The sequence below is a fragment of the Herminiimonas sp. NPDC097707 genome (assembly GCF_044761395.1).
Taxonomy (GTDB): Bacteria; Pseudomonadota; Gammaproteobacteria; order Burkholderiales; family Burkholderiaceae_D; genus Oxalicibacterium.
The window spans coordinates 2,698,296-2,725,172 of record NZ_JBIWCI010000001.1 but is presented as its reverse complement, the minus strand read 5'-3'; the positions used below and the strand labels follow the sequence as shown (position 1 = coordinate 2,725,172).

28 protein-coding genes are annotated in these 26,877 nt (G+C 55.8%); 12 read left to right on the top strand and 16 right to left on the bottom strand.

The window, feature by feature from the left end; translation table 11 throughout:
• Positions 1-179: 179 nt before the first annotated feature.
• A complete protein-coding gene (locus tag ACIQW9_RS13270; RefSeq protein WP_402337681.1) occupies positions 180-2,141 on the top strand; it encodes a PhoX family protein in 1,962 nt (653 codons plus the stop codon).
• Positions 2,142-2,285: 144 nt separating this feature from the next.
• The gene (locus ACIQW9_RS13265) at positions 2,286-3,440 is read left to right on the top strand and encodes an MFS transporter (protein WP_402337678.1); all 1,155 of its coding nucleotides are present in this window, start codon (positions 2,286-2,288) and stop codon (positions 3,438-3,440) included.
• A gap of 9 nt (positions 3,441-3,449) precedes the next feature.
• Here ACIQW9_RS13265 and ACIQW9_RS13260 read toward each other — a convergent pair whose 3' ends face one another.
• The 3 genes from ACIQW9_RS13260 to ACIQW9_RS13250 are packed head-to-tail and all read right to left on the bottom strand — an operon-like array spanning position 3,450 to position 6,335.
• Entirely contained in the window at positions 3,450-4,622 is a 1,173-nt protein-coding gene (locus ACIQW9_RS13260) for a putative sulfate/molybdate transporter (RefSeq protein ID WP_402337677.1), read from the bottom strand.
• Positions 4,623-4,641: 19 nt separating this feature from the next.
• Positions 4,642-5,661 carry a DUF6352 family protein gene (locus tag ACIQW9_RS13255; RefSeq protein WP_402337674.1) on the bottom strand — a complete coding sequence of 340 codons (1,020 nt, stop codon included), beginning with the start codon at positions 5,659-5,661 and terminating at the stop codon, positions 4,642-4,644.
• Between the two features lie 29 nt (positions 5,662-5,690).
• A complete protein-coding gene (locus ACIQW9_RS13250) occupies positions 5,691-6,335 on the bottom strand; it encodes an SAM-dependent methyltransferase (RefSeq protein ID WP_402337672.1) in 645 nt (214 codons plus the stop codon).
• Between the two features lie 165 nt (positions 6,336-6,500).
• Here ACIQW9_RS13250 and ACIQW9_RS13245 point away from each other — a divergent pair, with 165 nt between their 5' ends.
• Both ACIQW9_RS13245 and ACIQW9_RS13240 read left to right on the top strand, forming a co-directional pair.
• Entirely contained in the window at positions 6,501-7,469 is a 969-nt protein-coding gene (locus tag ACIQW9_RS13245) for a chemotaxis protein (protein ID WP_402337669.1), read from the top strand.
• A 174-nt stretch (positions 7,470-7,643) separates the two neighbouring features.
• Positions 7,644-8,981 (top strand): AmpG family muropeptide MFS transporter, encoded by a 1,338-nt coding sequence (locus ACIQW9_RS13240; protein ID WP_402337667.1) that lies wholly within the window; start codon positions 7,644-7,646, stop codon positions 8,979-8,981.
• An 8-nt stretch (positions 8,982-8,989) separates the two neighbouring features.
• Here the strand turns inward: ACIQW9_RS13240 and metW are convergent, their stop codons facing one another.
• Together metW and ACIQW9_RS13230 are read right to left on the bottom strand one after the other, a co-directional pair.
• A complete protein-coding gene (metW, locus tag ACIQW9_RS13235; protein ID WP_402337664.1) occupies positions 8,990-9,592 on the bottom strand; it encodes a methionine biosynthesis protein MetW in 603 nt (200 codons plus the stop codon).
• Positions 9,589-10,746, bottom strand: a complete 1,158-nt coding sequence (locus ACIQW9_RS13230; protein WP_402337663.1) for a homoserine O-acetyltransferase — start codon at positions 10,744-10,746, stop codon at positions 9,589-9,591. Before ACIQW9_RS13230 ends, metW begins: the two co-directional genes overlap by 4 nt.
• Before the next feature lie 428 nt (positions 10,747-11,174).
• Here ACIQW9_RS13230 and ACIQW9_RS13225 point away from each other — a divergent pair, with 428 nt between their 5' ends.
• A complete protein-coding gene (locus ACIQW9_RS13225) occupies positions 11,175-11,765 on the top strand; it encodes a chromate transporter (RefSeq protein WP_402337661.1) in 591 nt (196 codons plus the stop codon).
• Positions 11,762-12,346 (top strand): chromate transporter, encoded by a 585-nt coding sequence (locus ACIQW9_RS13220; RefSeq protein ID WP_402337658.1) that lies wholly within the window; start codon positions 11,762-11,764, stop codon positions 12,344-12,346. Before ACIQW9_RS13225 ends, ACIQW9_RS13220 begins: the two co-directional genes overlap by 4 nt.
• A 39-nt stretch (positions 12,347-12,385) precedes the next feature.
• Here the strand turns inward: ACIQW9_RS13220 and ptsP are convergent, their stop codons facing one another.
• From ptsP to ACIQW9_RS13180, 8 genes are all read right to left on the bottom strand, one after another.
• Positions 12,386-14,134, bottom strand: coding sequence for a phosphoenolpyruvate--protein phosphotransferase (gene ptsP / locus ACIQW9_RS13215; protein ID WP_402337655.1), 1,749 nt, complete (start codon positions 14,132-14,134; stop codon positions 12,386-12,388).
• 98 nt (positions 14,135-14,232) lie between these two features.
• Positions 14,233-14,502 (bottom strand): HPr family phosphocarrier protein, encoded by a 270-nt coding sequence (locus ACIQW9_RS13210; protein ID WP_011869732.1) that lies wholly within the window; start codon positions 14,500-14,502, stop codon positions 14,233-14,235.
• Between the two features lie 24 nt (positions 14,503-14,526).
• Positions 14,527-14,934: a PTS sugar transporter subunit IIA gene (locus tag ACIQW9_RS13205; protein WP_402337652.1), complete on the bottom strand. Its 408-nt coding sequence runs from the start codon at positions 14,932-14,934 to the stop codon at positions 14,527-14,529.
• Positions 14,935-15,003: 69 nt separating this feature from the next.
• Positions 15,004-15,957, bottom strand: coding sequence for a glutathione synthase (gshB, locus tag ACIQW9_RS13200; protein WP_402337649.1), 954 nt, complete (start codon positions 15,955-15,957; stop codon positions 15,004-15,006).
• Positions 15,958-16,102: 145 nt separating this feature from the next.
• Positions 16,103-17,401, bottom strand: coding sequence for a glutamate--cysteine ligase (gshA, locus tag ACIQW9_RS13195; RefSeq protein ID WP_011869729.1), 1,299 nt, complete (start codon positions 17,399-17,401; stop codon positions 16,103-16,105).
• A gap of 200 nt (positions 17,402-17,601) precedes the next feature.
• A complete protein-coding gene (locus tag ACIQW9_RS13190; RefSeq protein ID WP_402337646.1) occupies positions 17,602-19,002 on the bottom strand; it encodes an ammonium transporter in 1,401 nt (466 codons plus the stop codon).
• Positions 19,003-19,012: 10 nt separating this feature from the next.
• Positions 19,013-19,351, bottom strand: a complete 339-nt coding sequence (locus tag ACIQW9_RS13185; protein WP_402337643.1) for a P-II family nitrogen regulator — start codon at positions 19,349-19,351, stop codon at positions 19,013-19,015.
• Positions 19,352-19,374: 23 nt separating this feature from the next.
• Positions 19,375-20,109, bottom strand: a complete 735-nt coding sequence (locus tag ACIQW9_RS13180) for a TorF family putative porin (RefSeq protein WP_402337641.1) — start codon at positions 20,107-20,109, stop codon at positions 19,375-19,377.
• Between the two features lie 231 nt (positions 20,110-20,340).
• Here ACIQW9_RS13180 and ACIQW9_RS13175 point away from each other — a divergent pair, with 231 nt between their 5' ends.
• Genes ACIQW9_RS13175 through ACIQW9_RS13165 form a run of 3 tightly spaced genes read left to right on the top strand, consistent with a single transcriptional unit; the run spans position 20,341 to position 22,564 of the window.
• On the top strand, positions 20,341-20,580 hold the full coding sequence (locus tag ACIQW9_RS13175) for an accessory factor UbiK family protein (protein ID WP_353152723.1): 240 nt from the start codon (positions 20,341-20,343) through the stop codon (positions 20,578-20,580).
• 59 nt (positions 20,581-20,639) lie between these two features.
• The gene (locus ACIQW9_RS13170; protein ID WP_402337638.1) at positions 20,640-20,999 is read left to right on the top strand and encodes an aminoacyl-tRNA synthetase; all 360 of its coding nucleotides are present in this window, start codon (positions 20,640-20,642) and stop codon (positions 20,997-20,999) included.
• Positions 21,000-21,040: 41 nt separating this feature from the next.
• The gene (locus ACIQW9_RS13165; protein ID WP_402337635.1) at positions 21,041-22,564 is read left to right on the top strand and encodes a YifB family Mg chelatase-like AAA ATPase; all 1,524 of its coding nucleotides are present in this window, start codon (positions 21,041-21,043) and stop codon (positions 22,562-22,564) included.
• A gap of 47 nt (positions 22,565-22,611) precedes the next feature.
• Here the strand turns inward: ACIQW9_RS13165 and ACIQW9_RS13160 are convergent, their stop codons facing one another.
• The 3 genes from ACIQW9_RS13160 to ACIQW9_RS13150 all read right to left on the bottom strand — a co-directional run bounded on the left by ACIQW9_RS13160 (position 22,612) and on the right by ACIQW9_RS13150 (position 24,030).
• Positions 22,612-22,818 carry a hypothetical protein gene (locus ACIQW9_RS13160; RefSeq protein ID WP_402337632.1) on the bottom strand — a complete coding sequence of 69 codons (207 nt, stop codon included), beginning with the start codon at positions 22,816-22,818 and terminating at the stop codon, positions 22,612-22,614.
• A gap of 139 nt (positions 22,819-22,957) precedes the next feature.
• On the bottom strand, positions 22,958-23,206 hold the full coding sequence (locus tag ACIQW9_RS13155; protein WP_402337629.1) for a hypothetical protein: 249 nt from the start codon (positions 23,204-23,206) through the stop codon (positions 22,958-22,960).
• A 38-nt stretch (positions 23,207-23,244) separates the two neighbouring features.
• Positions 23,245-24,030, bottom strand: a complete 786-nt coding sequence (locus ACIQW9_RS13150) for a 5'-3' exonuclease H3TH domain-containing protein (RefSeq protein ID WP_402337626.1) — start codon at positions 24,028-24,030, stop codon at positions 23,245-23,247.
• 174 nt (positions 24,031-24,204) lie between these two features.
• Here ACIQW9_RS13150 and ACIQW9_RS13145 point away from each other — a divergent pair, with 174 nt between their 5' ends.
• The 3 genes from ACIQW9_RS13145 (at position 24,205) to rsmB (ending at position 26,834) form a co-directional block, all read left to right on the top strand.
• Positions 24,205-24,753, top strand: coding sequence for a hypothetical protein (locus ACIQW9_RS13145; RefSeq protein ID WP_402337623.1), 549 nt, complete (start codon positions 24,205-24,207; stop codon positions 24,751-24,753).
• Between the two features lie 122 nt (positions 24,754-24,875).
• Complete coding sequence (locus ACIQW9_RS13140) at positions 24,876-25,220, top strand: DUF1840 domain-containing protein (protein ID WP_011869718.1); 345 nt, start codon at positions 24,876-24,878, stop codon at positions 25,218-25,220.
• A gap of 264 nt (positions 25,221-25,484) precedes the next feature.
• The gene (gene rsmB / locus ACIQW9_RS13135) at positions 25,485-26,834 is read left to right on the top strand and encodes a 16S rRNA (cytosine(967)-C(5))-methyltransferase RsmB (RefSeq protein WP_402337620.1); all 1,350 of its coding nucleotides are present in this window, start codon (positions 25,485-25,487) and stop codon (positions 26,832-26,834) included.
• The last annotated feature ends 43 nt before the right edge of the window (positions 26,835-26,877 follow it).

Genomic DNA, 26,877 nt, shown 5'->3' with positions numbered 1-26,877 from the left:
CGCCTGTCACGCCTTCACTGGAAGCAAATTGCCGATATGGAATATGACATTGATACGATACGGCAGTTCATTTTCATCAATGAAAACGGTTTGTTGACTACTTTTCACGTAGCGGTCATAAAGTATTTTTATAATTCCGAATAACGCGGAGATCGTCTCAACTTACTCTGGAAATAAACATGCCCGATCTACCTCATCTCGCACGCCGTCAAACACTCAAATTCCTCGCCAGTGCCCCACTGTTGCCGCTGGGCGCATCATCCGCACTGCTCGCTGCCTGCAGCACGCCGACTACATCCTCTGCAGCTGAATATGTCGCGACGACATTTACCTCCATGCCTGCACCAACGCTGGCCGATGCCGCAGCAATGGCGACTACGACTGTCAGCTCTACGCTCAATGTGCATTACAGCGATCGATCGATAAAAAGTTACCGACTCGCGTATCAACCCTTCTTCATCACCGGCGAACAAGTAGCTGATGGCAAGGGCGGAAAAATATTGAGCGGCGGTTACTTTGATATCAACAATAAAGCCATCATCGATCGTTCCATCGCCGGCATGGAAAGACAAATCTTCTCCGATGCGCCGGATGGCACGTCATTACTTTCGCTGGCCAATCCAACGGTAAGCAACATCAAGGGCAAGGCCGTCTTCGCCGTGGTGCAATTTGAATACACGACGCGCGATCAGCTCGGCGCTGCAAGCGGCAAGAACAACGCTTACGGCACCTTGCCGTCGCCGATTGCGGTGTTGACGCTGGATCAGGATCAAGGCAACGGCAAACTCGGCCTGGTCAAATATCACAACGTCGATACGTCCAGCGTGCATGGCTTGTGGATTACCTGCGGCGCCAGCCTGTCGCCATGGAATACGCATCTGTCCAGCGAAGAATACGAACCGGATGCGCAATTCATCAGCGACAATCCCTTCTTCAAAAAATTCAGCAAGAATCTGTTCGGCGACGAGAACAAGGCGAATCCGTATCACTATGGCCACCTGCCGGAAGTCACCGTCCATCCCGATGGCAGCGGCAGCATCAAGAAGCATTACTGCCTGGGACGCATCTCGCACGAACTGATACAAGTCATGCCGGACCATCGCACCGTCTTGATGGGCGACGATTACACCAATGGCGGCTTCTTCATGTTCATCGCCGATAAGGAAAAAGATTTGTCGGCAGGTACTTTGTATGTCGCCAAGGTCGGCGCCGGCTTCTCGGTCGATCCAACCGCACCGGGCGCTGCACTGAGCTGGATTAAATTGGGACACGCGCGCAGTGCAGAAATCGAAAAGCTGGCCAATACCTTGAAGCCTTCCGACATCATGAGCAGCGTCAAAACCGATCCGGCCGATGCCAGTTACACCAAGCTGTACGCGGATGGCATCGCGAACTGGGTCAAACTCAAACCGGGCATGGAGCGCGCCGCGGCCTTCCTGGAAACGCATCGCTACGCAAATCTGATCGGCGCCAGCATGGGCTTTACCAAGATGGAAGGCACGACTGTCAACATCAAGGACAAGATCGCTTACTCGGCCTTGCAGAATATCCAGAGTTCAATGGTAAAAAACAATCCGGCATGGAATCCGGCCAGCGGCATCACTGTCGATAAAGCCATCGTTGCCGGCGGCATCTTCGCGCACAAGCTGACAGGCGGGCAACGCGATAACAGTGGCGCAGCAATTGCCAGCGAGTGGGTGCCGGTGCAAACCCGCGCCTTGCTGATCGGTGAAGACATCGCCGCCGATGCCTTGGGCAATCTCGCCAATCCCGACAAGATTGCCAACCCGGACAATCTGAAATTCTCGGAAAAAATGCGTACGCTCTTCATCGGTGAAGACAGCAGCACACATGTGAATAATTTTCTGTGGGCATACAACGTCGATACACAAAAACTGGTGCGCATCATGTCCATGCCATCCGGTGCCGAAGCGACCGGCTTGCATGCCGTCGATGAAATCAATGGCTGGACTTACATCATGAGCAACTTCCAGCATGCAGGCGACTGGAGCGGCAAGTTGCACAGCAAGGTCAAGAACACATTGGATCCCTTGATCAAGGCTAATTACAACGACAGATTCAGTGCAGCCGTTGGTTATCTGACAGCAGATCCTGCGCAGCCGAAATTATCCAAAACGTAATACCAGCCATTCAGCACCGATATGCAAATGAAAGACAGGTACACAACTGCGTACCTGTCTTTTTCTCATGTCGCCGTACGCAACTCGGTTGAACACAATACAATTCAGCATTGCGCCAGTTCGCCGTCCCCGCACGACTACCTCATGTCCACCCAAACCCTGTTGCCCGCGCCATCGCGCTTCCCCCGTTTACAGTCGGCAGCCACACCTTTTCTCTTCATCCTGCTGGGTGTGATCTATGCATCATGGGCGGCGCGCATTCCGGCAATTCGCGATGTATTGCAATTGAGCCCGGCGCAACTGGGCATGGTCTTGCTGGGTGGCGGTTTCGGCGCGGTCGCTTCATTTCCATTGGCCGCGTGGCTGGTCGGCAGATTTGGCGGACGACGTGCAGCCTGGTATGCCGGCCTGGGCTTGATCGTTGTATTACCGGCGCTCGCACTCGCACCCAACATGCTGTGGCTGGTCATTGCCGCGATTGCCCTGGGTGCCGCTTCCGGCTGCTTCGACGTCGCCATCAACGCAATCGGTACCGCCCATGAAAAACTTGCCGGCCGCTCCACCATGTCGCTCTTGCATGCATGGTTCAGCGTAGGCGCAGTAAGCGGCGCTTTATTCGGCAGCGCGATGGCCGGCTTCGGAATTACGCCCGTTGTACATTTCAGCGTCACCGCGCTCGCCTTGTTGCTCCCTTTGTATATCGCCTATCAAGCCTTGCCGCCAGAGCAGGTTGAGAAACCAACCAGCAAACAATATTTCGCGATTGCACATGGCCCTTTGGTTGCGCTGGGCATCATCGGTTTTTGCGGCGCAGTGGCAGAAGGCTCGATTGCCGACTGGAGCGGCGTCTTCATGAAGGACCGGATGGGCGCGCATGACGGCGTTGCGCCGCTAGCTTATGCCGGTTTCGCTGCCTTGATGTTATTGGCTCGACTGGTATGCGATCGTCTGAAGGATAGTTATGGTGCGCGGCGCGTCGTTGCAGTTGGCGCAGCGCTGGCTGCATGCGGAATTTTTATTGCGGTAGCCGCTTTCAATATACCGCTGACGATATTGGGTTTCGCATTGGCTGGCGCCGGCTTCGCTTCCGTCTTTCCCTTCGTCTTCAGCTCGGCCGGTCGTCATGGTGCAACGGCATTGGCGGCGGTGGCGACTTTCAGTTACAGCGGCGGTTTGATCGGGCCGCCCATCATCGGCTTTCTGGCACAGGGATGGGGTATGCAGGTTGCGCTGGGATTGATCGGCGTGATGGCGATTGCGATTGCGATCTCTGCCAGTCGTGCGCGTTGGCTGGAATAAACAGCGCACCTACATCTGCATGCGGCCACGTTGCTGCAGATGATGCAATGCAATGCCGACGATAAAGCCGACGCCGACATTCCACATGCACAAAGCCGCTGTCAGCAACACCACCACACGACCGCTGCGCTCGGCAGGGAAAGCACTGCTGCCCAGCGCCAACTGCGCGCCAGTCAAAAATAAAATCACACCCAGCACTGCCGTCGGGAAAAGCTGGAACAATACCTCGACCGAGTCGCTGAAGAAAAATGCCAGCACCAGCAACAGGCAACCGAGTATGACGACCGCACCGCCGGTTCTGGCGCCGAAGGCAATATGTCCGGCCATGCCGCCCGCTCCATGACACATGGGCACACCGCCGACCGATGCACTGAACAGATTCATGATGCCGGTAGAAATCGATACGCCGCCTTCCGTCACAGGCCTATGCGGAAACAGGCGATTATTTTCTTCCTTGATCGCGATCACGGCATTGCCTAGCGTCAGGGGAATTTGCGGCAAGGCCAGCAGGACAGCGCCGACAAAAAACTGATTCCATGAGATGTTCGTCAACGCAAATGTCGGTGCATGGAAGGCTGCGCCGCTTTGCTTCAGCGCAGTCAGCAAGGCAGGATTTTGTACGATGCCGACCGTGATGCCAAATGCCAGCAGCACAAACATTGCCGGAAATTTTTTATTACCCATCAGGAGCAAGGTAGCGCTGCCGCCTATCAGTGCAATCAGCCAATCGGTTTGCATCATCCTCACACCTTGCAGCATGAAACCGAAGCCTAGTCCGAATACGATGCCGATGACGACAGTAGGTGGCACCAGCCGCGCCACGCGCGATGCGAAACCAGTAAGGCCAAGCAACAACCATACAGCACCGGTCACCAGGGCCGCGCTGTAAACTGCGGCCGGCGTGACGACCGCAGTCTGCACTGCCTGCAATGCGGCGACCGCACCTATCGCCTTCATCGGCTGTACCGGGAACGGCGTCTTGTAATACAGTCCGCATACCAGCATGCACACACCGAAAGCAAACAGCACACCGAAGGGATTCATTTTCAATACGCCGATATAAGCGGCGACGAATGGAATCAAGGTACCCAGATCACCGAAAGCACCCGCCCATTCCATGCGATCGTAGCGATTGCGTATCGGCACTTGTATCGTGGAAACGGATATGCCAGGTTCGCTCATATCGGCCCAAAAAAACGAATCAGGAAATCGATGCCAGCGGCAGATTCAATAATAAATTTTGCGGCTTGATGCGCAAAACTTCATCCGCATTCATCGCGCAGGCGAGATACACCGGGCGCCCGGCCACATCGGCACGCGCCACGGCAGGATCAACAAAATCCAGCTGGAACAGCGACAGGATGCGGCGATTGCGTTCTTCGCCCAGTTCCACGCCTGCGTACAAATCATTCAGGATGCCGGTCGCTTCTGCATCGAGTCCGATATGCCAGGCCCAGTGTTTGGCTTCGATAGAACGCAATGGCCTGACCACTACGGCGACACCGTAGAAATGATCTATCCATTTTTCAATCACGCGGCAGAAGGCCGTCAATGCCGCGCGACCATAAGCGAAGCTGATGACGGTATCGTGCCGTTCATTGCGCGCCCAATAGGTGGCGGCATTTTCCTGATCGATCACATCGAGTTCTACACGACGCGGCTTGGTCTTGGCTTCGATCAGCAGTCTGCCGATATCGCCGTAATTGCCTCCGCTGGCATGCAGGTCCACCGTCGCCGCATCCGCCAGCATGACGGCGCCGTCTTCCAGTGCCACTTTTTGCGGACGAAAGAATAATTCGGCAGCACGCACCTGCAAGGCTTCTTCGCTGTCTGCCAGCATGCCGTGCACGATCATCTGCGCCAGCTGGTCGATGAAAACCGGCGGTGCCGTCACCGTACCGGCGCGGAATATATCGAGATAGGCGGCTTCCAGCGTAGGCGCGGCCAGCAGGCGATCGCGCCACGCCAGCAACACGCGGTAATTGTCGCGTGCATCCTCGTCCTGCAACGCAGCAAGCTCGGCTTCCGTGACCGCACGACGCGGCGCGGCCAGCAAGGCTGCATGCAGGCTGCGTTCATGCTCGCAGGATTCTGCGATCGGTGCGACTTCCGGCCTGTGCCACCAGGCGCTGAGCAAAGCGTCGCTCAACAGCAGGCGACCCTCATCGTCGCGCTGCGCCAGGGCAAAACCAGAATGCGGCCAGAATTCGTGAGTCGGCATTATTTGAAGAACCTTTATTTGAAAAACTTTTATTTAAAAAATTTCTTATCGCCGGTTTTAAGGTCGAGCGCATAGCGCACGCCGTTTTCAGTCAGCAGCATATCGTCCGGCGGTTCATCGCCGGCCAGCACACCGTACGTCACCGGCAAACCCTCGCCTTTGCGTATCAGTTCGTCGGCACGTTCATAGACATTCACACAACCGGTTTCCGCCATCAGCGATTGTACGATCGCGACCTTCCACGCATCCACACCGGCCGACTGAAACTCGCAAATCAGGAAGCCATCGCGGTCACCGTACCAATCGACCACCAGGCCCGACAATTCGTCTTCGTCGCCTATGATCAGCGGCAGGCGTTTGGCGGCGCCTATTCTTTTCCCCTTGGCGGCATCGATGCGCTTGTGTACGGCGGTTTTGACGCGCCGCTTGATCAAGGCATGATCGATAGGTTCGTTTTGATCGAAGCTCCAGACGCGAGCGCGTATCTGCGATTTCGGCGCATGGGCAGCGCGCGCGAGGAATTTCCCCGAAGAAGAATGAACCAGCGCGGTGGCGCCCGATTTAAACCGTTCGGCCGGCTTGCCGTCCACCCGTTCGACTGCCGAGGCATAGATCCAGGGCTGGCGTTCGAGCAGACTTTTTTCCTTGCCCTGTTTAATAGTGATGATCAGCATGCAATAAGTTGTTTGAAAAAGACAGAAAGGAGGAGCCATGATAAACCGCAATGCGCATGACATAAGATTTAACCTTCACCTAACGCATTTTGGCGCAGAATAAAGTGCAAAGCGACGACAGGCGAAAGCAAAGAAATCGCCACCGATAAAAACAATGGGGATACGATGGACGCAACACAAAATGAAGTCGACGAACGTTCGGCGCTGACCGCCAACAATAAATTCGAGCTGATGCTGTTTCGTCTGGGCGTCTCCCCGCACTCCGAGCAGAGTGAAATTTACGGCATCAACGTCTTTAAACTACGCGAATTGATGGCCATGCCGGCGGTAAAGTCGATCGCCAATTCACCGCCGCACATGCTCGGCATGGCCAATATCCGCGGCCAGCTGATTCCCGTCATCGATTTGCCGGCCGCGCTCGGATGCAAGCCTGCCACCGGGCTGAACATCCTCATGGTGACCGAGTTCGGCCGTACGGTGCAGGGCTTTGCGGTGGAGGAGGTCGATGAAATCGTGCGCCTGAACTGGAGCCAGGTGCGCGCCGCTGAAGGCGCCGCAGCCGGTCGCGGCACCATCACCAGCATTGCGCAACTCGATGCCGATCTGAACAATACACGGCTGGCGCAGGTACTGGATGTCGAACAGATTTTACGTACCGTCATGCCATCCGGCACGGCGGATATCGATCCGGATGCCATAGACAATTCGCCTATCCTGCCGCCGGGAACGTTCATCCTCGCGGCCGACGATTCCGCCTCGGCAAGGATGCTGATAAGCGGTTGCCTGGACGCCATGAAGCTTCCCTATGTCATGACTAAAACCGGCCTGGAAGCGTGGCAGAAGCTGGAAGAGCTGAGCGACGCGGCAAAAAAAGAAGGAAAAGATATCAGCGATAAAGTGGCGCTGGTACTGACCGATCTTGAAATGCCGGAGATGGACGGCTTTACCCTGACCAAGAAAATCAAGGGCGATGCACGCTTCAAAAAAATCCCGGTGGTGATTCATTCCTCGCTGTCCGGCACCAGCAACGAAGTACATGTGCATGGCGCAGGAGCCGATGCCTATGCCGCCAAATTCAAGGCCGAGGAACTGGCGGTGACCTTGCGCGACGTGCTGGCCAAGGCACGCGGATAAATTTTCCCATTCCGCCTCGCGCTTCCGTTTCCCTGACAACAACTTGAACCAGCCCGGCATGCGCCGGGCTGCGTCTCGCTTGCACACCTCCGCTCTTGTCGCACGCCGGCTCTTGTGTCAGCATCTGTCCCTGTCGGCGATACCCCGACATTCCACTCAAACTAGGCAGGCAGCATGATTTTTCGCAACAGCGGTACGCAAGGGCACTCATGGGCAGACACTCTCAAGGTCTACCGCGAACCGGCCACCGTACGCATGTTGCTGCTGGGCTTTTCCGCCGGCCTGCCGCTGATGCTGGTCCTGGGCACACTCAGCTTCTGGCTGCGCGAAGCCGGCATAGATCGCAGCACCATCGGCTATCTGAGCTGGGTCGGCCTGGCGTATGCATTCAAATGGGCATGGGCGCCGCTGGTCGATCGCATGCCGATTCCATTCCTGACGCGCTGGCTGGGACGCCGCCGCAGCTGGCTGCTGCTCTCGCAAAGCGCCATCATCGCCGGTTTGATCGGCATGGCATTCAACGATCCGCGTTTGGATCTACAACCCGTCATCTGGTGCGCGCTGATGGTTGCCTTCGGTTCTGCCACCCAGGATATTGCGCTGGATGCCTTCCGCATCGAATCCGCCGATATCGATCGCCAGGCCGCGCTGGCGGCAGGCTATCAAACCGGTTACCGGCTGGCGATGATCTGGGCCGGGGCCGGCGTGCTGTGGATTGCGGCGCGGGCTGAAGTCATCGATGGCCGCACTTATCAGGCCGGCGCCTGGCACATTGCCTATCTGGCGATGGCGGCATCGATGGCGGTAGGCGTGTTGACCGTCCTGTTCTCCACCGAACCGGTGCGGCGCATCTTGCCGCCGGCGCGCAACGCGGCAGCCTGGCTGGACGATGTGGTGATCGGCCCGTTCCGCGATTTCATTCTGCGCTATCGCTGGCAGGCGGTACTGATCCTGGCGCTGATTGCCATTTACCGCATCAGCGATGTGGTGATGGGCATCATGGCGAATCCGTTTTATGTCGATATGGGTTACAGCAAGGATGAAGTGGCGGCGGTGACCAAGATCTTCGGCATCGTGATGACCCTGCTCGGCGCGTTCATAGGCGGCGCGCTGTCGATGCGTTTCGGCATGATGCGTATTCTGACGCTGGGTGCGATATTGAGTTCCGCCAGCAATCTGCTGTTTGCCTGGCTGGCGGGTCATGGCCACGATGTCAGCATGCTGGTGCTGGTGATTTCTGCCGACAATCTGGCCGGCGGAATTGCCAGCGCGGCGTTCATTGCCTATTTATCCAGCCTGACCAATATCGATTACTCGGCCACGCAATATGCGCTGTTGAGTTCGATGATGTTGCTGCTGCCGAAATTCCTGGCCGGCTATTCCGGCACCTATGTCGATGCTTACGGTTACAGCAATTTTTTCATCGCCACCGCCTTGCTCGGCCTGCCGGTGATCGTTCTGTTATGGCTGGCCGCCAGAACGCACACCCGGACTGTGCGCAGCGAGCAGTAAGGCTGCGGCTATTTCTTGCGCAGGCGGAATACGGCCAGACTGCCGCGCCAGTTCGGCAGGAAGGAAACTGGCTGTCCATCCTGCAAGGCCACGCACTCGATCACTTCCAGTCCGACCTCGTTCGCCAGTTCTTCGAAATCCTTGATCGTTGCGCAACGCAGATTGGGTGTGTCGTACCATTCATACGGCAGGCTTTTCGACACCGGCATACGGCCGCGCAACAGCGCAATCCGGTGCGGCCAGTAGGCAAAATTGGGAAAGGAAACGATGGCATCGCGACCGACGCGCGAAATATCGCGCAGCACGCCTTCGACGTTCTTCATCATTTGCAGGGCGGATAAACACAACACCGTATCGAAGGAATTATCGGCAAAAATAGCCAGACCTGCTTCCAGATCGCGTTGAATCACCGAGACGCCGCGTTGCACGCATTCCGGAATTTTGTCGTCGTCGATTTCAATCCCGTAACCGCTGCATTGCTTGTCCGATTGCAGATAGTCCAGCATCACGCCGTCGCCGCAACCCAGATCGAGCACCTGCTTGCCGGTGCCTACCCAATGCGCAATGAAAGCCAGATCGGGACGCAAGGCGCTTAATTGTTCGAAGTTCATACCTGCGCTCCCGCTTTCAGACTGCCGCCATCGATTTCCTTGTACACACGCTCGTAGTACGCCCGCACCACGCTCATGTAACGCGCATCGTCGAGCAGGAAAGCATCGTGGCCGTGCGATGCATCGATTTCCGCATAGGTAACTATACGTTTGTTATTGACCAGCGCCTGCACCATTTCATGGCTGCGCTCGGGTGCGAAGCGCCAGTCGGTCGAAAACGACACCAGTAAAAACTGCGCGCGCGTATGCGATAAAGTTTTGGTCAGATCACCGCCGAAATCCTTGGCCGGATCGAAATAATCGAGCGCCTTGGTGATCAGCAAATAGGTATTGGCATCGAAATATTCGGAGAACTTGTCGCCCTGGTAGCGCAGATACGATTCAATTTCAAAATCGATGCCGAAACCGAATTGATAGCTACCGGAACGCAGGTCGCGGCCGAATTTCACCGCCATGTCGTCATCCGACAGATAGGTGATGTGGCCCAGCATGCGCGCCACGCGCAAACCGTTTTTCGGCACCACGCCATGCGCGTAATAATCGCCGCCGTGATAATCGGGATCAGTCAGTATCGCCTGCCGCGCCACATCGTCGAAGGCGATGTTCTGCGCGGTCAGCTTGGGTGTCGAGGCAATCACCACGCAATGACGCAAGCGTTCCGGGAACAGGATGCTCCATGCCAGCGCCTGCATGCCCCCAAGAGAGCCGCCCATCACGGCGGCGAATTGCTGGATGCCCAGCGCATCGGCCAGCCGCGCCTGCGACTGCACCCAATCCTCCACCGTCACTACCGGGAACTGTGGCCCATAAGGTTTGCCGGTAGCCGGATTGGCATGCATAGGGCCGGTAGAACCGAAGCAGGAACCGAGATTATTGACGCCGATAACGAAAAACTTATCAGTATCCAGCGGCTTGCCCGGCCCCACCATATTGTCCCACCAGCCTCTGGTGCTGGCGTCTTCGCTATAACTGCCGGCCACATGGTGCGAGGCATTCAGCGCATGGCACACCAGCACGGCATTTGAATGATCGGCATTCAGCGTGCCATAGGTTTCATAGACCAGCGTGTAGTCGGTAATTTCCGCGCCGCTCTGCAAAGGCAGCGGCGTGGAAAAAAACATGGATTGCGGCGCAACGATTCCGAGAGAGGTCATGTTATCTATTCAGGAGAAGAAGGCAGTCGAGGGACACCGGCATTCTCGGGTATTACAAAAAACAAAAAAGCCCGAAAGCAGCAGCTTACCGGGCTAAATTCGAGACTCAAAAAATGAGCACGCTTTAGCCGTATTTATTATGCGCCCGCAAGCTGATGTCAAATCGGCGCCATGACGTAAGAATAAACAAGTCGCCCCGCGCCGTCAAACGCAGGAGCTACGGTTTTACCATTGTTGCACGCCGCCGCAGCTGGCCGGCGGCGTATGAAAATGACAATTTCAGTCATTCTCGCAGCAGAAATCCGCCGCGTCGTGCCAGCCTGTCATTTAGCGCAAGTGCGCAATCACGCCGAATGCTAAACTGCCAGCTGGCCGGGAGCGATAGTCATCGTGACCGCGTGATTCAGTCGCTCTTCTTCCCGTATTGAATGGATATCCTGCAAACCGACGAACGCCCGCTACGCGAAGGGCCGCGCCCGCAATCCCTGGCCGATCTGTTTTTTTCCTTCACCATACTCGCACTGCAGGGCTTCGGCGGCGTGCTGGTGGTCGTGCAGCATGAGCTGGTGGAAAAAAAGAAATGGATGACGCATGAAGAATTTATTGAGGACTGGGCAGTCGCGCAAATCATGCCGGGCCCGAATGTCGTCAATATGTCGCTCATCATCGGCGGCCGTTATTTCGGCCTGCCGGGCGCGCTCGCCGCCTTTGCCGGCATGCTGACACTGCCGCTGGCGCTGATCATGATCATCGCCGTCCTGTATGCGCCTTACTCCAACCATCCGCAAGTGGCGCACGCACTGCGCGCGATGGGTGCCGTCGCGGCAGGATTGATCCTGGCAACCGGCATCAGACTGATACGCGGCTTGAAAAACAATCCATTGGGGCCGTACGTCTGCGGCCTCTTGAGCATGGCATGCTTTATCGCCATTGCCTTGCTGCGGCTGCCGCTGGCCTATCCGCTGTTCGGCCTCGGTCTTCTCGGTTGCATACTGGCTTACCGGAAGCTGGCTTCATGAACCAGACACTGCAGCTTTCATTGCAAACGACCGATTGGGTACATCTGCTCCTGCACTTTATGTCGCTGTCGCTGCTGTCGCTGGGCGGCGCGCTGGCATCAGCGCCGGAGATGCATCGCTACCTGGTCTCCGAACAGCACTGGCTGACCGATGCGCAATTCAGCAACTCGATCACGATCGCGCAGGCTGCGCCCGGCCCCAACGTTCTGTTCGTTGCATTGATGGGATGGAACATAGGCTTGAACGCTGGCGGCATGGCCAACGGTTTTCTCGGCATGGCACTCTGCATGGTGGGCCTGCTGCTGCCGAGCACGGCATTCACCTATATGGCAACGCGCTGGGTGCATCGCAACCGTCAACTGCGTGCGGTGCGTGCCTTCAAGCTGGGTATGGGGCCGGTGGTGGTCGGCCTGGTACTGGCTACCGGCTGGATCATGGCCAGTACGCAAAATACATTCCGCGAAGACTGGCCGCTCTGGCTGCTCACGTTGATCACCATCCTCCTGATACTGAAAACCCGCATCGGGATTCTATGGCTGCTGGCTGGCGGTGCGATTCTGGGATGGCTGGGAGTGGTGTAACAACGCCTTGTGCAAGCGAGATGGCTATGCGCGCCGCCTTTACATCACACGCAAACGTTCGACTGCCTCAATGATTTCTTCCTGCTCGAAGCTGCGCACGATCTTGCGCGTCAGCGGTGCCAGCGCGTTCAGATCGCTGTTGAGAATTTCATTCTTCACCGCCAGCAGTTGCGACGGATGCATGGAAAACTCCCGCAAGCCCATCCCCAGCAGCAAGCGCGTCATCTGTATGTCGCCGGCCATTTCACCGCATACTGAAATCGGCACGCCTGCTTTCGCAGCCATCGCGATGGTAGTCGAAATCAGATATAGCACGGCTGGATGCAGCGGATTGTACAGATGCGCCACTTCATGATCGACGCGGTCGATCGCCAGCGCGTATTGAATCAAATCGTTGGTACCCAGCGACAGAAAATCCAGGCGCTTGATGAACATGGGTAACGACAGCGCAGCGGCAGGGATCTCTATCATTGCGCCTACCGGCAGTTCTGCGTCGAACTTGATTTTCTGTTCCCGCAACTGCGCTTTTGCCTGCTCTATCATCAACAGTGTTTGATCGATTTCAAACGCGTGCGCCAGCATCGGCACCAACAGCTTGATCGGACCGAAAGCGGAAGCACGCAGAATCGCGCGCAATTGCGTCAGGAACATTTGCGGTTCGGACAGGCAGAATCGAATCGCACGCAAACCCAGCGCCGGATTAAGTGCCGTCTGTTCGGCAAAATCCATAGGCTTGTCGGCGCCGATATCCAGCGTGCGTATGGTGACCGGCCGGCCTTTCATTGCCACCACGGCTTTTTTATACGACTCGAATTGTTCGTCTTCAGACGGCAACAGATTAGCGTGGCCGGTACGTCCCATGAATAAAAATTCGGAGCGGAACAAGCCTACGCCATGTGCGCCGGCATCCATCGCGTGACCGCAATCGTCGGGGAATTCAATATTTGCCAGCAAGGTAATCGGCGTGCCATCCAGCGTCACCGACGGCATCTTTTTCAGCTTGCCGAGTTTCTTGCGCTCGCGCACCTGGCGCGCCTGCTTCTCGCGATACTGGTCGAGCACCACCGAGTTGGGCGCCACCACCACCACACCGGCATCGCCGTCGATGATCAGCCAGTCACCCTGATCGATCAGCCTCGAGGCATTCGACACGCCAACCGTGGCAGGAATATCGAGACTGCGCGCAACGATGGCGGTGTGCGAGTTCTGGCCGCCGAGATCGGTAATAAAACCGCTGAATGCGCTATGGCGAAATTGCAGCATATCGGCCGGTGAAATGTCACGCGCCACGACGATCATGCTGGCGCCGCCTTCCGCACCGTCGCCCTTGGGCAGGATACTGGCGCTGCCGGTCAGCGCTTTCAATACACGTTCGCCAACCTGCTGAATATCAGATTTGCGTTCGCGCAGATAGGTATCTTCGATCTCTTCAAACTGCGCCGACAATTCCTCAATCTGCGTGACCAGCGCCCATTCGGCATTGTAGTAACGCGAGCGGATGATATCGAGCGGCATTTCAGAAATCATCGGGTCAGACAAAATCAGCGCATGCACGTCGATGAATGCGCCCAATTCAGACGGCGCATCGGCCGGCAATTCATTCCAGATATTTTGCAGTTCGGCGTGCACCGAGGTAATCGCACCTTGCAAACGCGCGACTTCGGCTTCCACCTGATCATCGGCGATCAGGTAATGCTGCACGTCGAGTGCAGCGGGGGCGAGTATATGCGCGCGGCCGATCGCAATGCCGCGCGAGACCGGAATGCCGTGTAGCGTGAAAGAAGTCATCGAAGTCAGTCCGTATCAGTAGCAGCGGAAGGCAATATAAAAACAGAATGGTGCGGGCAGTGATGCAAGCAAATACAAGGCCTGCCGCGCCTGCCGACTTACTCGCCTTCGCCGAACTTGTCTTGAATCAGCAATTCGAGAGCATCGAAACACTCTCTTTCATCCGGACCGTTGGTTTCCAGCGTGACTTTCGAGCCTTTACCTGCTGCCAGCATCATCACGCCCATGATGGATTTGGCATTCACGCGACGCTTGTTACGCGTCATCCAGACTTCACTTTTGTACTTGGCAGCAAGTTGTGTCAGCTTGGCAGAAGCCCGCGCATGCAGGCCGAGCTTGTTGATAATTTCGATTTCTTGTTCAATCATTTTTTCTTATAAGAATTATTAAAATCAATTCGGTGCCAGCCGTACGCGGTTGTCTACCCTGACCGCGCCTCCCTGCCCACCGGCCAGCGCCATTTCCACGACAACATCAAGCGTATCCCGCCGATAAGTAATCGCGCGCAACAACATCGGCAAACTGATGCCGGCGATCACTGCCACATTCTCTACATTGCACAAACCCAGCGTGCAATTCGACGGCGTGCCGCCCATGACGTCGGTAATGACCAGTACACCGGAGCCATCATCCAGCCCGGCAATTGCCTGCTTGGCCAGTTGTTCGACTTCATGCGTATCCTGGTCGGCAGTGACATCGATCGCATCCAGTCTTTCCGGGCGCGCGCGAAACACATGGGTAGCCGCCGCGATAAAGGCTTGCCCCAGAGGTGCATGTGTCATCAACAGAATACCGACCATCAGATTTATTCGATTCGCAAATTTTTTACCACAACATTTTCAAAACTTCCGGCAATGTCCGCCACTTCCTCATGCATTCCATGCTTCTGCATGCTTTTCCAGCGCATCGACAAACATCGCCGCAACGTCGAAACCAGTTTGCTGCCTGATTTCCTGGAAGCAGGTCGGGCTGGTCACATTCAATTCGGTCATGTAGTCACCAATTGCATCCAATCCTACCAGCAACAAGCCTCTTTTTAAAAGAACTGGCCCCAGCGCCACAGCGATTTCACGATCGTGCGTCGATATTTCACGCGCCACGCCGATTCCACCCACCGCCAGATTGCCGCGTATTTCAGTGCCCTGCGGTATCCGTGCCAGGCAATACGGCACCACTTCACCGCCTATCAACAGGATGCGTTTGTCGCCTTGCGTGATTTCCGGAATGTAACGCTGCACCATGATGGTTTGACGACCGTTTTCAGTCAGCGTTTCGATGATGGAACCGAGATTGAGTGCGTCGTCCATGACGCGGAAAATGCCTGCGCCGCCCATGCCGTCCAGCGGCTTGAGGATGATGTCGCCATGCACCTGATGGAAGGTGCGTATGCGCGCAGCATCGCTGGTCACCAGCGTAGGCGCGATGTACTGCGGGAATTGCGCAATGGCCAGCTTTTCATTGAAACTGCGAATCGCTTCCGGCTTGTTGAAAATACGCGCGCCCTGTTTTTCTGCCAACTCCAGCAGATAGGTCGCGTAGATGTATTCCATATTGAAGGGTGGGTCGGTGCGCTCCAGAATCGCATCGAAGGCCGTCAATTCCTGCGCCACCGGCGCGTCCAGGCGATACCAATCGGCATCATCTCCGGTCAATGTGACGCGCGTCACATTGACGATAACCTTGCCGTCCTCAAAGGCCATGTCCTTGTGCTGAAACACGTGAATCGCATGGCCGCGACGCGCGGCTTCGCTCATCATCGCATATGTGGTGTCCTTGTAAATCTTGAAGCCATCCAGCGGATCGCATGCGAAAGCTATTTTCATCCGGCACATCCTGAAAAATCATAGGGTCGGCAAAACTTGCCCGACAGGTTTTTGTTTAGCGACTGCATCCGTATTTGCATTCCATCATTGTGCCGCCATGCGAACCATCTGCTCAAACAGATAGACGTGGCAGTCTACAACTGTCTCAGTACACTTCCGGATTCGGGTCGGTTTTTTCCATCTCCAGCGAGGCCGCCAGCAAGGCCAGTCGCGCCACCACACCATAAATATAAAAACGGTTCGGCGCAGCCGTTCCCGGCTTGGCCTGATAATCAGGCAGCGCATGCTGATGAGCAAACGCCAGCGGTACGAAGTGCGCACCCGGCGCATTCAGATTTTCATCGTTGCCGCGATCTGCATGCACACGATAAAAACCGCCGACCACATAACGATCGATCATGTACACGACCGGTTCGGCCACCGATTCATTGATGTGCTCGAAGGTCGGCACACCTTCCTGGATGATCACATCGGTCACTTCCAGGCCATCCTTGATGACCGCCATCTTGTTGCGCTGCTTGCGGTTCAAATCCTTGACTTCGCTGGCATCGTGCACGGTCATGATGCCCATGCCGTAAGTACCGGCATCGGCCTTGACAATCACGAAGGGTTTTTCCTTGATGCCGTATTCCTTGTACTTCTTGCGCATCTTCGCCAGCAGCGTATCGACATTCGATGCGAGGCAGTCTTCACCGGTATTTTCATTGAAATTGACGTTATCGCATTTCATGAAATACGGATTCAGCATCCATGGATCGACATCGATCATCTTGGCAAATTTCTTGACTACTTCATCGTAGGCGGCAAAGTGATTGGTCTTGCGACGCACCGCCCAGCCTGCATGCAAAGGCGGCAACAGATTCTGTTCATGCAGGTTTTCCAGAATCGCCGGCAGGCCGGACGACAGATCATTATTCAGCAGGATCGTGCAGGGGTCGAAATTCTTCAGGCCGAGGCGACGGCCGTTATGCGATCGCTCCAGCGGCTCCAGCGTCAGCGTGGTGCCATCCGGCAGCTCGATAGGCGTCGGCGCCGTGATATCGGGCGACAACGAGCCCAGGCGCACATTCAAACCGGTCTGACGGAAAATCTGTATCAGGCGTGCGATGTTTTGCAGATAGAAGGTATTGCGCGTATGCGCTTCCGGAATCAGCAGCAGATTCTTGGCATCCGGACAGTACTTCTCGATGGCCGCCATGGCCGCCTGCACCGCCAGCGGCAGCATCTCGGGCGAAAGATTGTTGAAGCCGCCAGGGAATAAATTGGTATCCACTGGCGCCAGCTTGAAGCCGGCATTGCGCAGATCGACTGAACAATAAAAAGGCGGCGTATGTTCCTGCCACTCCAGCCGGAACCAGCGCTCGATGGCTGGCGTAGCGGTAAGAATCTTTTTCTCAAGGTCGAGCAACGGACCGTTCAAGGCCGTGACGAGATGCGGAACCATATAAACCTTTTTGCTGAACTTATCGTTAATTGACGCTGATTTTAAACGGGAAACAGCAAATGCGCGCTCAATCCGTTCATCACATTCATTCAATTTGGCATGTCTACATGAGGGCAAAACGGCTATTTAAAAGCCCAAAATGAAAAAAGCGCCCCACAAGGAGGCGCTTTTGCAAACCCGCGTACGGGTCAGAGCAGCAATTACGAGTGATAAGCGGACTCGCCGTGGCTGCTGATATCCAGACCTTCGCGTTCTGCTTCATCCGCCACGCGCAGACCGATGACCATGTCGACCAATTTGTAGGCCACAAAGGCAACGATGCCGGACCAGACGATCGTAATCAGCACGCCCTTGACCTGCACCATCAACTGATGCGCCATCACATAGTCGGCTGCACCTGTGCCGCCCAGCGAAGGGGCTGCCAGCACACCGGTCATGATGGCGCCGAAGATGCCGCCTACACCGTGAACGCCGAACACATCGAATGCATCATCTACGCCCAGCATGCGTTTCAGGCTGCTCACACCCCACAGGCAGATCATGCCAGCCAGCAAACCGAGCACGATGGACCCCATAGGGCCGATAAAGCCGGCCGCAGGTGTAACCGCAACCAGGCCGGCAACCGCACCGGAAGCTGCGCCCAGCATGGAAGCCTTGCCCTTGAGCACAGCCTCGGCGCCTATCCATGACAAGGTCGCTGCGCCAGTTGCCAGGATGGTATTGATAAAGGCCAGGCCGGCAACACCGTTTGCGCCCAGAGCCGAACCGGCGTTGAAACCGAACCAGCCCACCCACAGCAGGGAAGCACCCACCATGGTCAGGGTCAGCGAGTGCGGAGGCATCGCTTCCTTGCCGAAGCCTACACGCTTGCCCACCATATAAGCGCCAACCAGGCCTGCCACACCTGCGTTGATGTGCACCACCGTACCGCCGGCAAAGTCGAGCGCGCCTTCCACAAACAGCAAGCCGCCTGTCGCCCATACCATGTGTGCAATCGGGATGTAGCTGAAGGTGAACCACAGCACCGAGAAGGCGATCACCGCGGCAAACTTCATGCGCTCGGCAAACGCACCGACGATCAGCGCGCAGGTAATGGCCGCAAAAGTCGACTGGAAGGCAACGAACACATATTCAGGAATGGTGCCGGACAGCGTGTCGGGCTTGATCCCGCTGAGGAACAGCTTCTCGAATGTGCCGTAGAACGAACCGCCGCCCGCGAAGACCATGCTGTAACCGTAAATAGCCCACAGAACGGTAATCAGCGCGAACAGAACAAACACCTGCATCAATACCGACAACATGTTTTTCGAACGACCGAGGCCGCCGTAGAACAATGCCAGGCCAGGGATCGTCATCAGGATGACGAGCATGGTCGACGTCAGCATCCACGCCGTATCGCCTGTATTCAACACAGGCGCCGGGGCGGCTGGCGCTGCTACCGCCGGAGCCTCGGTTGTCGCAGTTGGAGCCGGAGCCGCTACCGTTGCGCTTGCAGCCGGCGCTGTCGTCGTTTCTTCTGCAATAGCCGGCGCCGCAAAACCCACGGCAAGCAGCAAAGCACCTGTTGCCAGGGCGCTTGCGAATATTTTCTTGATACTCATCTCATTCCCCTTAAAGTGCTTCTTTACCCGTTTCACCGGTGCGGATACGAACGACTTGTTGCAAGTCGTAGACGAAAATCTTGCCATCGCCGATTTTGCCGGTTCTGGCCGCAGCTTCGATCGCTTCAATGGCACGATCAACGATCGCGTCATCAACAGCTGCTTCGATTTTCGTTTTAGGCAGAAAATCCACCACATACTCCGCGCCGCGATACAACTCGGTATGACCTTTTTGGCGACCGAAGCCTTTGACTTCAGTCACGGTAATACCCTGCACGCCGATCGCGGACAAGGCTTCCCGCACTTCATCCAGCTTGAAGGGCTTGATAATGGCAGTAATCAGTTTCATGTGAACCCTCTTACGTAGTTGGATTAAAACGCTTTGGAGATGGATAATACGGCGGTGGTATCGCCGGTTTTTTTGGTTTTTGTGCCTTTGGTCAATGGCAAATCATCCTTGGCATTGGTGCTGATTGCGGCCAGACTGATGGTTGCAAAACCAAAGTCGCGTGCGATGCCAACTTTGTAATCGGTGTAATCGGAAGCGCTGTTATGACTGATTTTTTGACGGCCGACGTGGAAACTCAAGGTCGTTTTTTCAGCAACTTCAAAAGCCGCGCCAAGATCGAGGTAGCCTGAACCCTTGCTGTTATCTACGCCGAAGAAATCGGAAACGGCATGGCTGTATTTTGCCGAAAACCATTTATACGTTGCGCCAACGTAGACTTCGGTGGTGTTGATGCTTTTGCCCGCTGCAGTTTCTGCGCCCGGGTAGTAGTAGTGCAATACGCCGACGTCACCGGTCAGATCGGGAGCGATGGCAAATTTGTAGCCGCCATACAGATCCATTTCAATGTTGCCATTGTTGATCGCGCTGGTATCTACATTCGAGTTCCAGTTGCCGACGTAGAAGCCGCTCGAATGCGCATAGTCGAAACCGCCCTGAATGGTAGGCTCTTTAAATGTTTGGGAAAGGCCGCGAAAACGATAATCGGTCGCCAAGGTAACATTGCCGGTAAAAGTATGTTCTGGAATGACGTCTTCAGCGTGGGCCAGACTACCGACAAACGCGCTCATTACCGCGGCGGCAAGAATCAGTTTTTTCATGATATTCCCCTTAAAGTTAAATATAGAACCAGAATTGGTTGTCCTCGGATCTACATTTAGCAGGACTCATGCCAGCTTTTTTAAGCATGATGTATTATCATTTTTACTATTAACCGCTGTCCAATACTATTTGGGCGCATACACATCTTTGAATATGCACTTTCCTAGCGCGCATTCATATGAGATGCACTTTATTGGTGCTAAATAATTCGTTTTTTTAAGAGGTTCAGTATGGACAAGTTCAATTTTTTTAACGATATGCAAGAGAAGGTCAATCAGGTTTTGGAAAACTCACCCGTCAAGGACATCGAAAAGAATGTGAAGGCGATGATGAGCCAGGGTTTTTCCAAACTGGATCTGGTCACGCGTGAAGAATTCGACACCCAGGCACAAGTGCTCGCCACTACCCGCGCCAAACTGGAGGCACTGGAAGCGCAGGTCGCGGCACTGGAAGCGCAACTGAAAAAATAAGCGCACGACTAGAGGCAGCAAGGCTGCTCAGTAGAAATATCTCGGGGACAGGTGGCGCCATGCGTATGAGCGATGAAGAATATTTCCGCAGTTGCGTATCCAGGGAGCGCCATCTGGCGCAGTTGCTGGGTCATCACAATGTTGAAGAGTTTTGCGAAAGTGCAGGCTCCCTGTGGGAAAACGCCACCGTCTTGCCCAAATGGACGCGCGACTGGCAAGCCTGCGGTCCCTTGATTGCAGAATACGAACTGAACATTGCTTATCAGAATGCACCCGACGATCCACATGGCAAGACTATCCACATCGGCACAACGATGGTGCATATTTCGGATCATCCAAGCAAGGAGCGGGCACTGATGTTCGCGATCGTGAAAGCGGCCATTACCCTTCTTGAACACAGCAGACACGGCAAACACTGATTGCCGCAACGATTGCACACTGAATCCTAAAAAGGAATTTCATGAGCCTGGCTGTCCTGAAGAGTCGCGCACTGGCGGGCATGCTCGCGCCGGAAGTGACGGTAGAAGTCCACCTGGCAAATGGATTGCCTCAATTCACCATCGTCGGCTTGCCAGAAACCGAGGTCAAGGAATCCAAGGATCGCGTGCGCGCCGCCTTGCAGAATGCCGGCTTTGAGTTCCCCGCCCGCAGAATCACCGTCAACCTGGCGCCGGCCGATCTACCCAAGGAATCCGGTCGCTTCGATCTGCCGATTGCGCTCGGCATACTTGCCGCATCAGGTCAGATCCCCGGCGATACGCTGGCGCAATATGAGTTTGCCGGCGAGTTGTCGCTATCGGGCGAACTGCGACCGATACGCGGGGCGCTGGCGATGACCTTTGCGATCCATCGCAACAGCGATAAAAACAGCCTGCCACGCGCGTTCATTTTGCCGCGCATGAACGCGGACGAAGCCGCGCTGGTGCGCGACGTCACGATTCTGCCCGCCGATTCCCTATTGCAGGTTTGCGCTCACTTCGCCTCTCTGGATTCCGATGCCCGCCTGACGCGCCACATTGCCACAACGATCAGCACACGTCCGAGCTACCCGGATCTGGCCGATGTAAAAGGGCAGGCGCAAGCAAAACGCGCACTGGAAGTTGCCGCCGCTGGCGGGCACAGTATGTTGATGGTCGGGCCACCAGGCACCGGCAAATCAATGCTGGCAGCACGCTTTGCCGGCATTCTGCCGCCGATGACGGATGAGGAGGCACTGGAGTCGGCCGCCGTCCTCTCGCTGACCAGCGGCTTCACCACTGCGCGCTGGAAAGTACGTCCATATCGCGCCCCGCATCACACGGCCTCCGGCGTTGCGCTGGTCGGCGGCGGCGGCACGCCGCGCCCTGGAGAAATCTCGCTCGCGCATCGCGGCGTGCTGTTTCTCGACGAACTGCCCGAATTTAGCCGCGCCGTGCTGGAAGTATTGCGCGAACCGCTGGAGTCGGGACAGATCACCATTTCACGCGCCGCGCGACAAGCGGATTTCCCGGCCCGGTTCCAGCTGCTTGCAGCGATGAACCCCTGTCCATGCGGATATTTCGGCCACCCCTCCAACAAGTGCCGCTGCACGCCGGATGTGATCACGCGCTATCAAGGAAAAATTTCCGGTCCCTTGCTGGATCGTATCGACATGCAAATTCAAGTCGGCGCACTCGCGCATGAAGATTTACTCAAGCAATCGACCGGTGAATCATCGGAGCATGTCGCGGCGCGTGTTGCACACGCATCCACACGCCAATTATCGCGGCAGGGTAAACACAATAACTTATTGTCCAGCAGCGAAATGGATAGCCACTGCAAACCGGATGAGGCGGGTGAACAGTTGTTGCGCACCGCAATGACACGCCTGAACTGGTCGGCGCGCGCCTACCATCGCGTATTGAAAGTCGCACGCACGATAGCCGACCTGGACGACGCGTCCATCATCCATCAAGCGCATGTGGCGGAGGCTATTCAATACAGACGGGCTTTGCGCGAACAGTAGGCCAGGGTCTGTAATGATTCCGTCACGAACATGTCCGGCAAAGCCAACTAAGGCGCATCAACAATTTCAGGCTCGCCATTTGGATAGGGATGCAGGCAGTAGACTTTGCCGGTCTTGCCCTTCATGTGCGGCTGCGGCCAAGTGCCTTTGATCCGGTACAGGATGGAGCCGGAAAACAGCACCGGCCCTTCCATAATTTTCGTTTTTTTCAAGCCACTCTTTTTCAGACAGGCATCGGCAGTTTGCTTATACACGGCTTGCCATGCATCAGGAGAAGAAGCCCAAGCAAACGTCACAGGCATGCACACCGCCGCAGAAAAAAGGCCTACCAGGAAAGTGCCACGCATACTTTTGTCCTTTCAGAGCCGCGTGCGTCTCCGGCCAAACATTGCATCAGGAGTTTGCCGGAAGGATGCTGGTTTCGTACAAGCCGGCCAATGGCTTTTTCTTCTTGGCCCAGGCAACCGCTTGCTGCGCCTCGGCCAGCGTCATCAGTGTAGCCTTGTCCCGATTGCGTATGAACGAGACGCCTTCAAAGACACCTTCCTTGCTTCTCATCGCCTTGGCGTAGACCGGCAGATCTTTCTCGCCGGCGTTCATTTTGCGTTGCTGGATAATATAAAGTTGTTCGACATCAGTCATAAGAATTCGGCTTTAAAAACAGGAAAAGGTTTGCGCGCTCAGTCTGCCTGCACAGCATCGTATGCCAGCATATTCCAGGTCACGCCCATACGCACATCGGTTTTCAATTCAACCAGTTGCCGGGAAATCGCGAGCTGCGCACTATCCTTGCGCAGTCTTTCGCCCAGACCATCCTTGAGGATACCCGCACCCGCCATGATACGTTCGATATTGCCGTAGCTTTGCAGCAGCTTGGCCGCGGTCTTGACACCCACTTTGGAAACGCCGGGAATACTGTCGGATACATCGCCCATCAAGGCCAGCAAATCGGCCAGCATTTCCGGCGGCACGCCGAATTTTTCCTCTACCCATTTGCTGTCGTGCCATTCGCTTTTAAAGTGATCCCAGATCACCGCGCCATGTGCAATCAGCACATGCAAATCCTTGTCGGTGGAAGCGATGACGGCGTCACCGCGACCTTCACCCAGCCAGCGCATGACGCCCGTTGCAATGACATCATCGGCTTCCACTTCCGGTGCGGAGACGACCTTGAGCCCGAGCGCAGACAGTTGCACATAAAAATCCGGCAGGCGTTCCTTTAAGACTTCCGGCATCGGCTCGCGTTTTTCGCGATATTGCGGATACAGATCATGACGCCATGTATGGCCGCCAAAATCGAAGGCAGGCAGCACATGTGTGGGCTGATGCGTCGCCAGCAATTTCCGGAACGAGGCCAGTGAATGACGCAAAGCAGCGTCCGCCTTGGCCGCCGTATCCGGCTCCACATTGGCTTCGTACACGCGCCGCACGATATTCAAACCGTCAATCGCCAGCAATTTTCCCATCGATGTACGCCTTATGACACATTGCAAAATGAATGATACGCCTTCAGAATCCGGGCAGATTCTACGCGCTTGGCGGCGCGGCAAACATTCCGTGCGCCTGCAATTTTAAATCGATGCGGAAAATAGCGACAGTCGCGGTGTACCATGCTCACATTGCATTCGATTTACATCCACATGAAACTTCCCCTCGCACTGTGCCGCCATGCCACCCTTGTTGCAACGGTTTTTTTCCTGTCTGCCTGTTCGCCAAAATATGACTGGCGCGAAGTGCACAGCGATAACGCAAGCTATGTCATCGCCCTGCCGACCAAGCCGACCACATTTTCACGCAAAATCGATTTGAACGGGATTCCCGCCTCGATGACGATGGTTGCATCGGAAGTCGACGGCGTGACATTTGCCGTCGGCACGGCCGAATTGAGCGATGCCACGCAGGCACAGGTTTCCGCCGCCGCGATGAAAACTGCACTGATCAACAACATCAGCGGCAAAGTACGACAGGAAAAAGTATTGACGATGCCACAATCGATGCAGGCGCCAGGCACCGTGGCCGTCACTGAAATAGAAGCGACCGGACCCGCCGCGAACGGCCAAACACGCATTCTGTTTGCGCGTTTCATTGCCAAGGAAAAACGCGTGTATCAACTCGTTGTGACCGGCCCCGAAAAAGCCGTCGGGCGCGATATTGTCGATACATTTTTCCAGTCGTTCAAATTGAATTAACAGCGATTGATCGCTGTCCAAATCTGTATGACTAACTTAAAACCACGCATGCGTGGCAAGGCTAGAGCCCATACTGAAATCGTGCTATCGTTTTGTCATAGTCCACTTGAAGGAGACTGCCCATGTTAATCACGTTCAAATCCAAAGCTGCCGCCGAGGTCATGATGTATGAGGAACATGCCAAACGCATTTTCGATCTTCTGCACAAAGATCCTAAACGCGGCGTCATCACCGCAGCAGAAACGGACAACGCCATCAAATTGCTGGAAGGCGAAATAACCGAAAGCAAGGCGCATTTTGCGTCCGAAGCGGTGAAGCGTGATATCGTCGCCCATCATGGCGAAGACGGCGACGATAACGAGCACGAACAACCGGAAGCCGTGCATTTTTCAACCCGCGCCTATCCGTTGCTGGAAATGCTGCGTGCCGCACGGGCGGAAAACCGGGATGTGATGTGGGGCGTCTAGACGGTGTCAGCCATGCATCCTGAAGCATGGCCTGCGTAAAACGATAGGAGCGGAGCAGTTGCCATTGCAAAACTGACTCCGCTTGCATCCTTCCTGTTGCCGGCACAACAAACCGCATCCGCTGCGATCTGACACTGCCTGCATACACTCTGCACACAAAAACACGAAACTTCCGCAATTTATCCCGCTGCAATGCGCGCACACCGGCTGCCGCCGTTACAATCACATCATTGAAAATCCAGAAACCATGCGCTGCGCTCTTGCATGGCATACACCCGGCTCCAACCCATATCCAACGTGACAACCATACATTTAAAACCGGATTCACTTTCCTTTACCTTGCACGGCGCAGCTCAGGCGGTGGCCGATGTCGGCCGCGGCATCGCACTGCCGCAGTCCCTGGCCCGGATTTTTGCACAAACCAATGCAACGCCGCAGGCGCGTGGTGCGATTCAGGATATTTCCTATCACTGCATGCGTCACATCGGCCGTGCCGAAGCCTTGCTCAACGCGATGACAACCAAGCAAACCGAACCGCCTATCCTGCATGGTTTGCTATGTTGCGCGCTGGCCTTGATTTCCGACCCTGAAGAAGCGGTTTCGGGCGCACGTTACAGCGCATTTACGGTAGTCGATCAAGCCGTCACGGCAGCTGCTGCCGATACCGACATGGCGCACGCCAAGGGCATGGTCAACGCAATCCTGCGTCGTTTTTTGCGCGAACGGGATGCGCTGATGAAAAGTGCGGCCGGTACGCAACTGGCGCGCTGGAATTATCCGGACTGGTGGATAGATCGCATGCGTTCCGCGTATCCGCGTGATTGGCAGGCGATACTCGAAGCCGGCAATGCCGCTCCGCCACTGACCCTGCGTGTCAATCAACGCAAAATCAGCGTGAGCGATTATCTCGCCCTGCTGGCGCAACAAGGCATTGCCGCCACCCTTATCGGCCCGGTCGCCGTGCGTCTGGCGCAAGCTACACCGGTGAATCAGATTCCCGGTTTCAATGACGGGCTGGTATCGGTACAGGATGCGGCGGCTCAACTTGCCGCGCCCCTGCTCGATCTGCACGACGGTATGCGCGTGCTGGATGCATGCGCCGCACCGGGCGGCAAAAGCGGGCACATTCTGGAATCCGCCGCAGTTGAACTCACCGCGCTCGATAGCGATGAGCGCCGCCTGCCACGCATCACCGAAAATTTGCAGCGCCTGCAATTAAACGCCTCTTTACTGGTTGGCGATGCCACCGGTAATAGCTGGTGGGATGGCAAACCCTTCGAGCGCATTCTGGCCGACGTGCCGTGTACTGCATCCGGCATCGTGCGACGGCACCCGGATATTCGCTGGCTGCGACGCAAAAGCGATGCAGTACAACTGGCAGCGATTTCAGCACAAATCCTCGACAACCTTTGGCAGATGCTGCAAGCCGATGGTAAATTGCTGTTTGTGACTTGTTCGTTGTGGCCGCAGGAATCGGAAGCGCAGGCAGCGGCGTTCGCAGTACGTAATCGTGCCATCCGCTTGCCGGCGCCCGGTCAGTTGCTGCCGACGGCCAATGCGGAAAATGACCACGACGGCCTGTTTTACGCCTTGTTTCAAAAATCTGGAACTTGACCTTTTCACTTACTTTTTTCAACCTGCCAGGCGATTGTTCTGC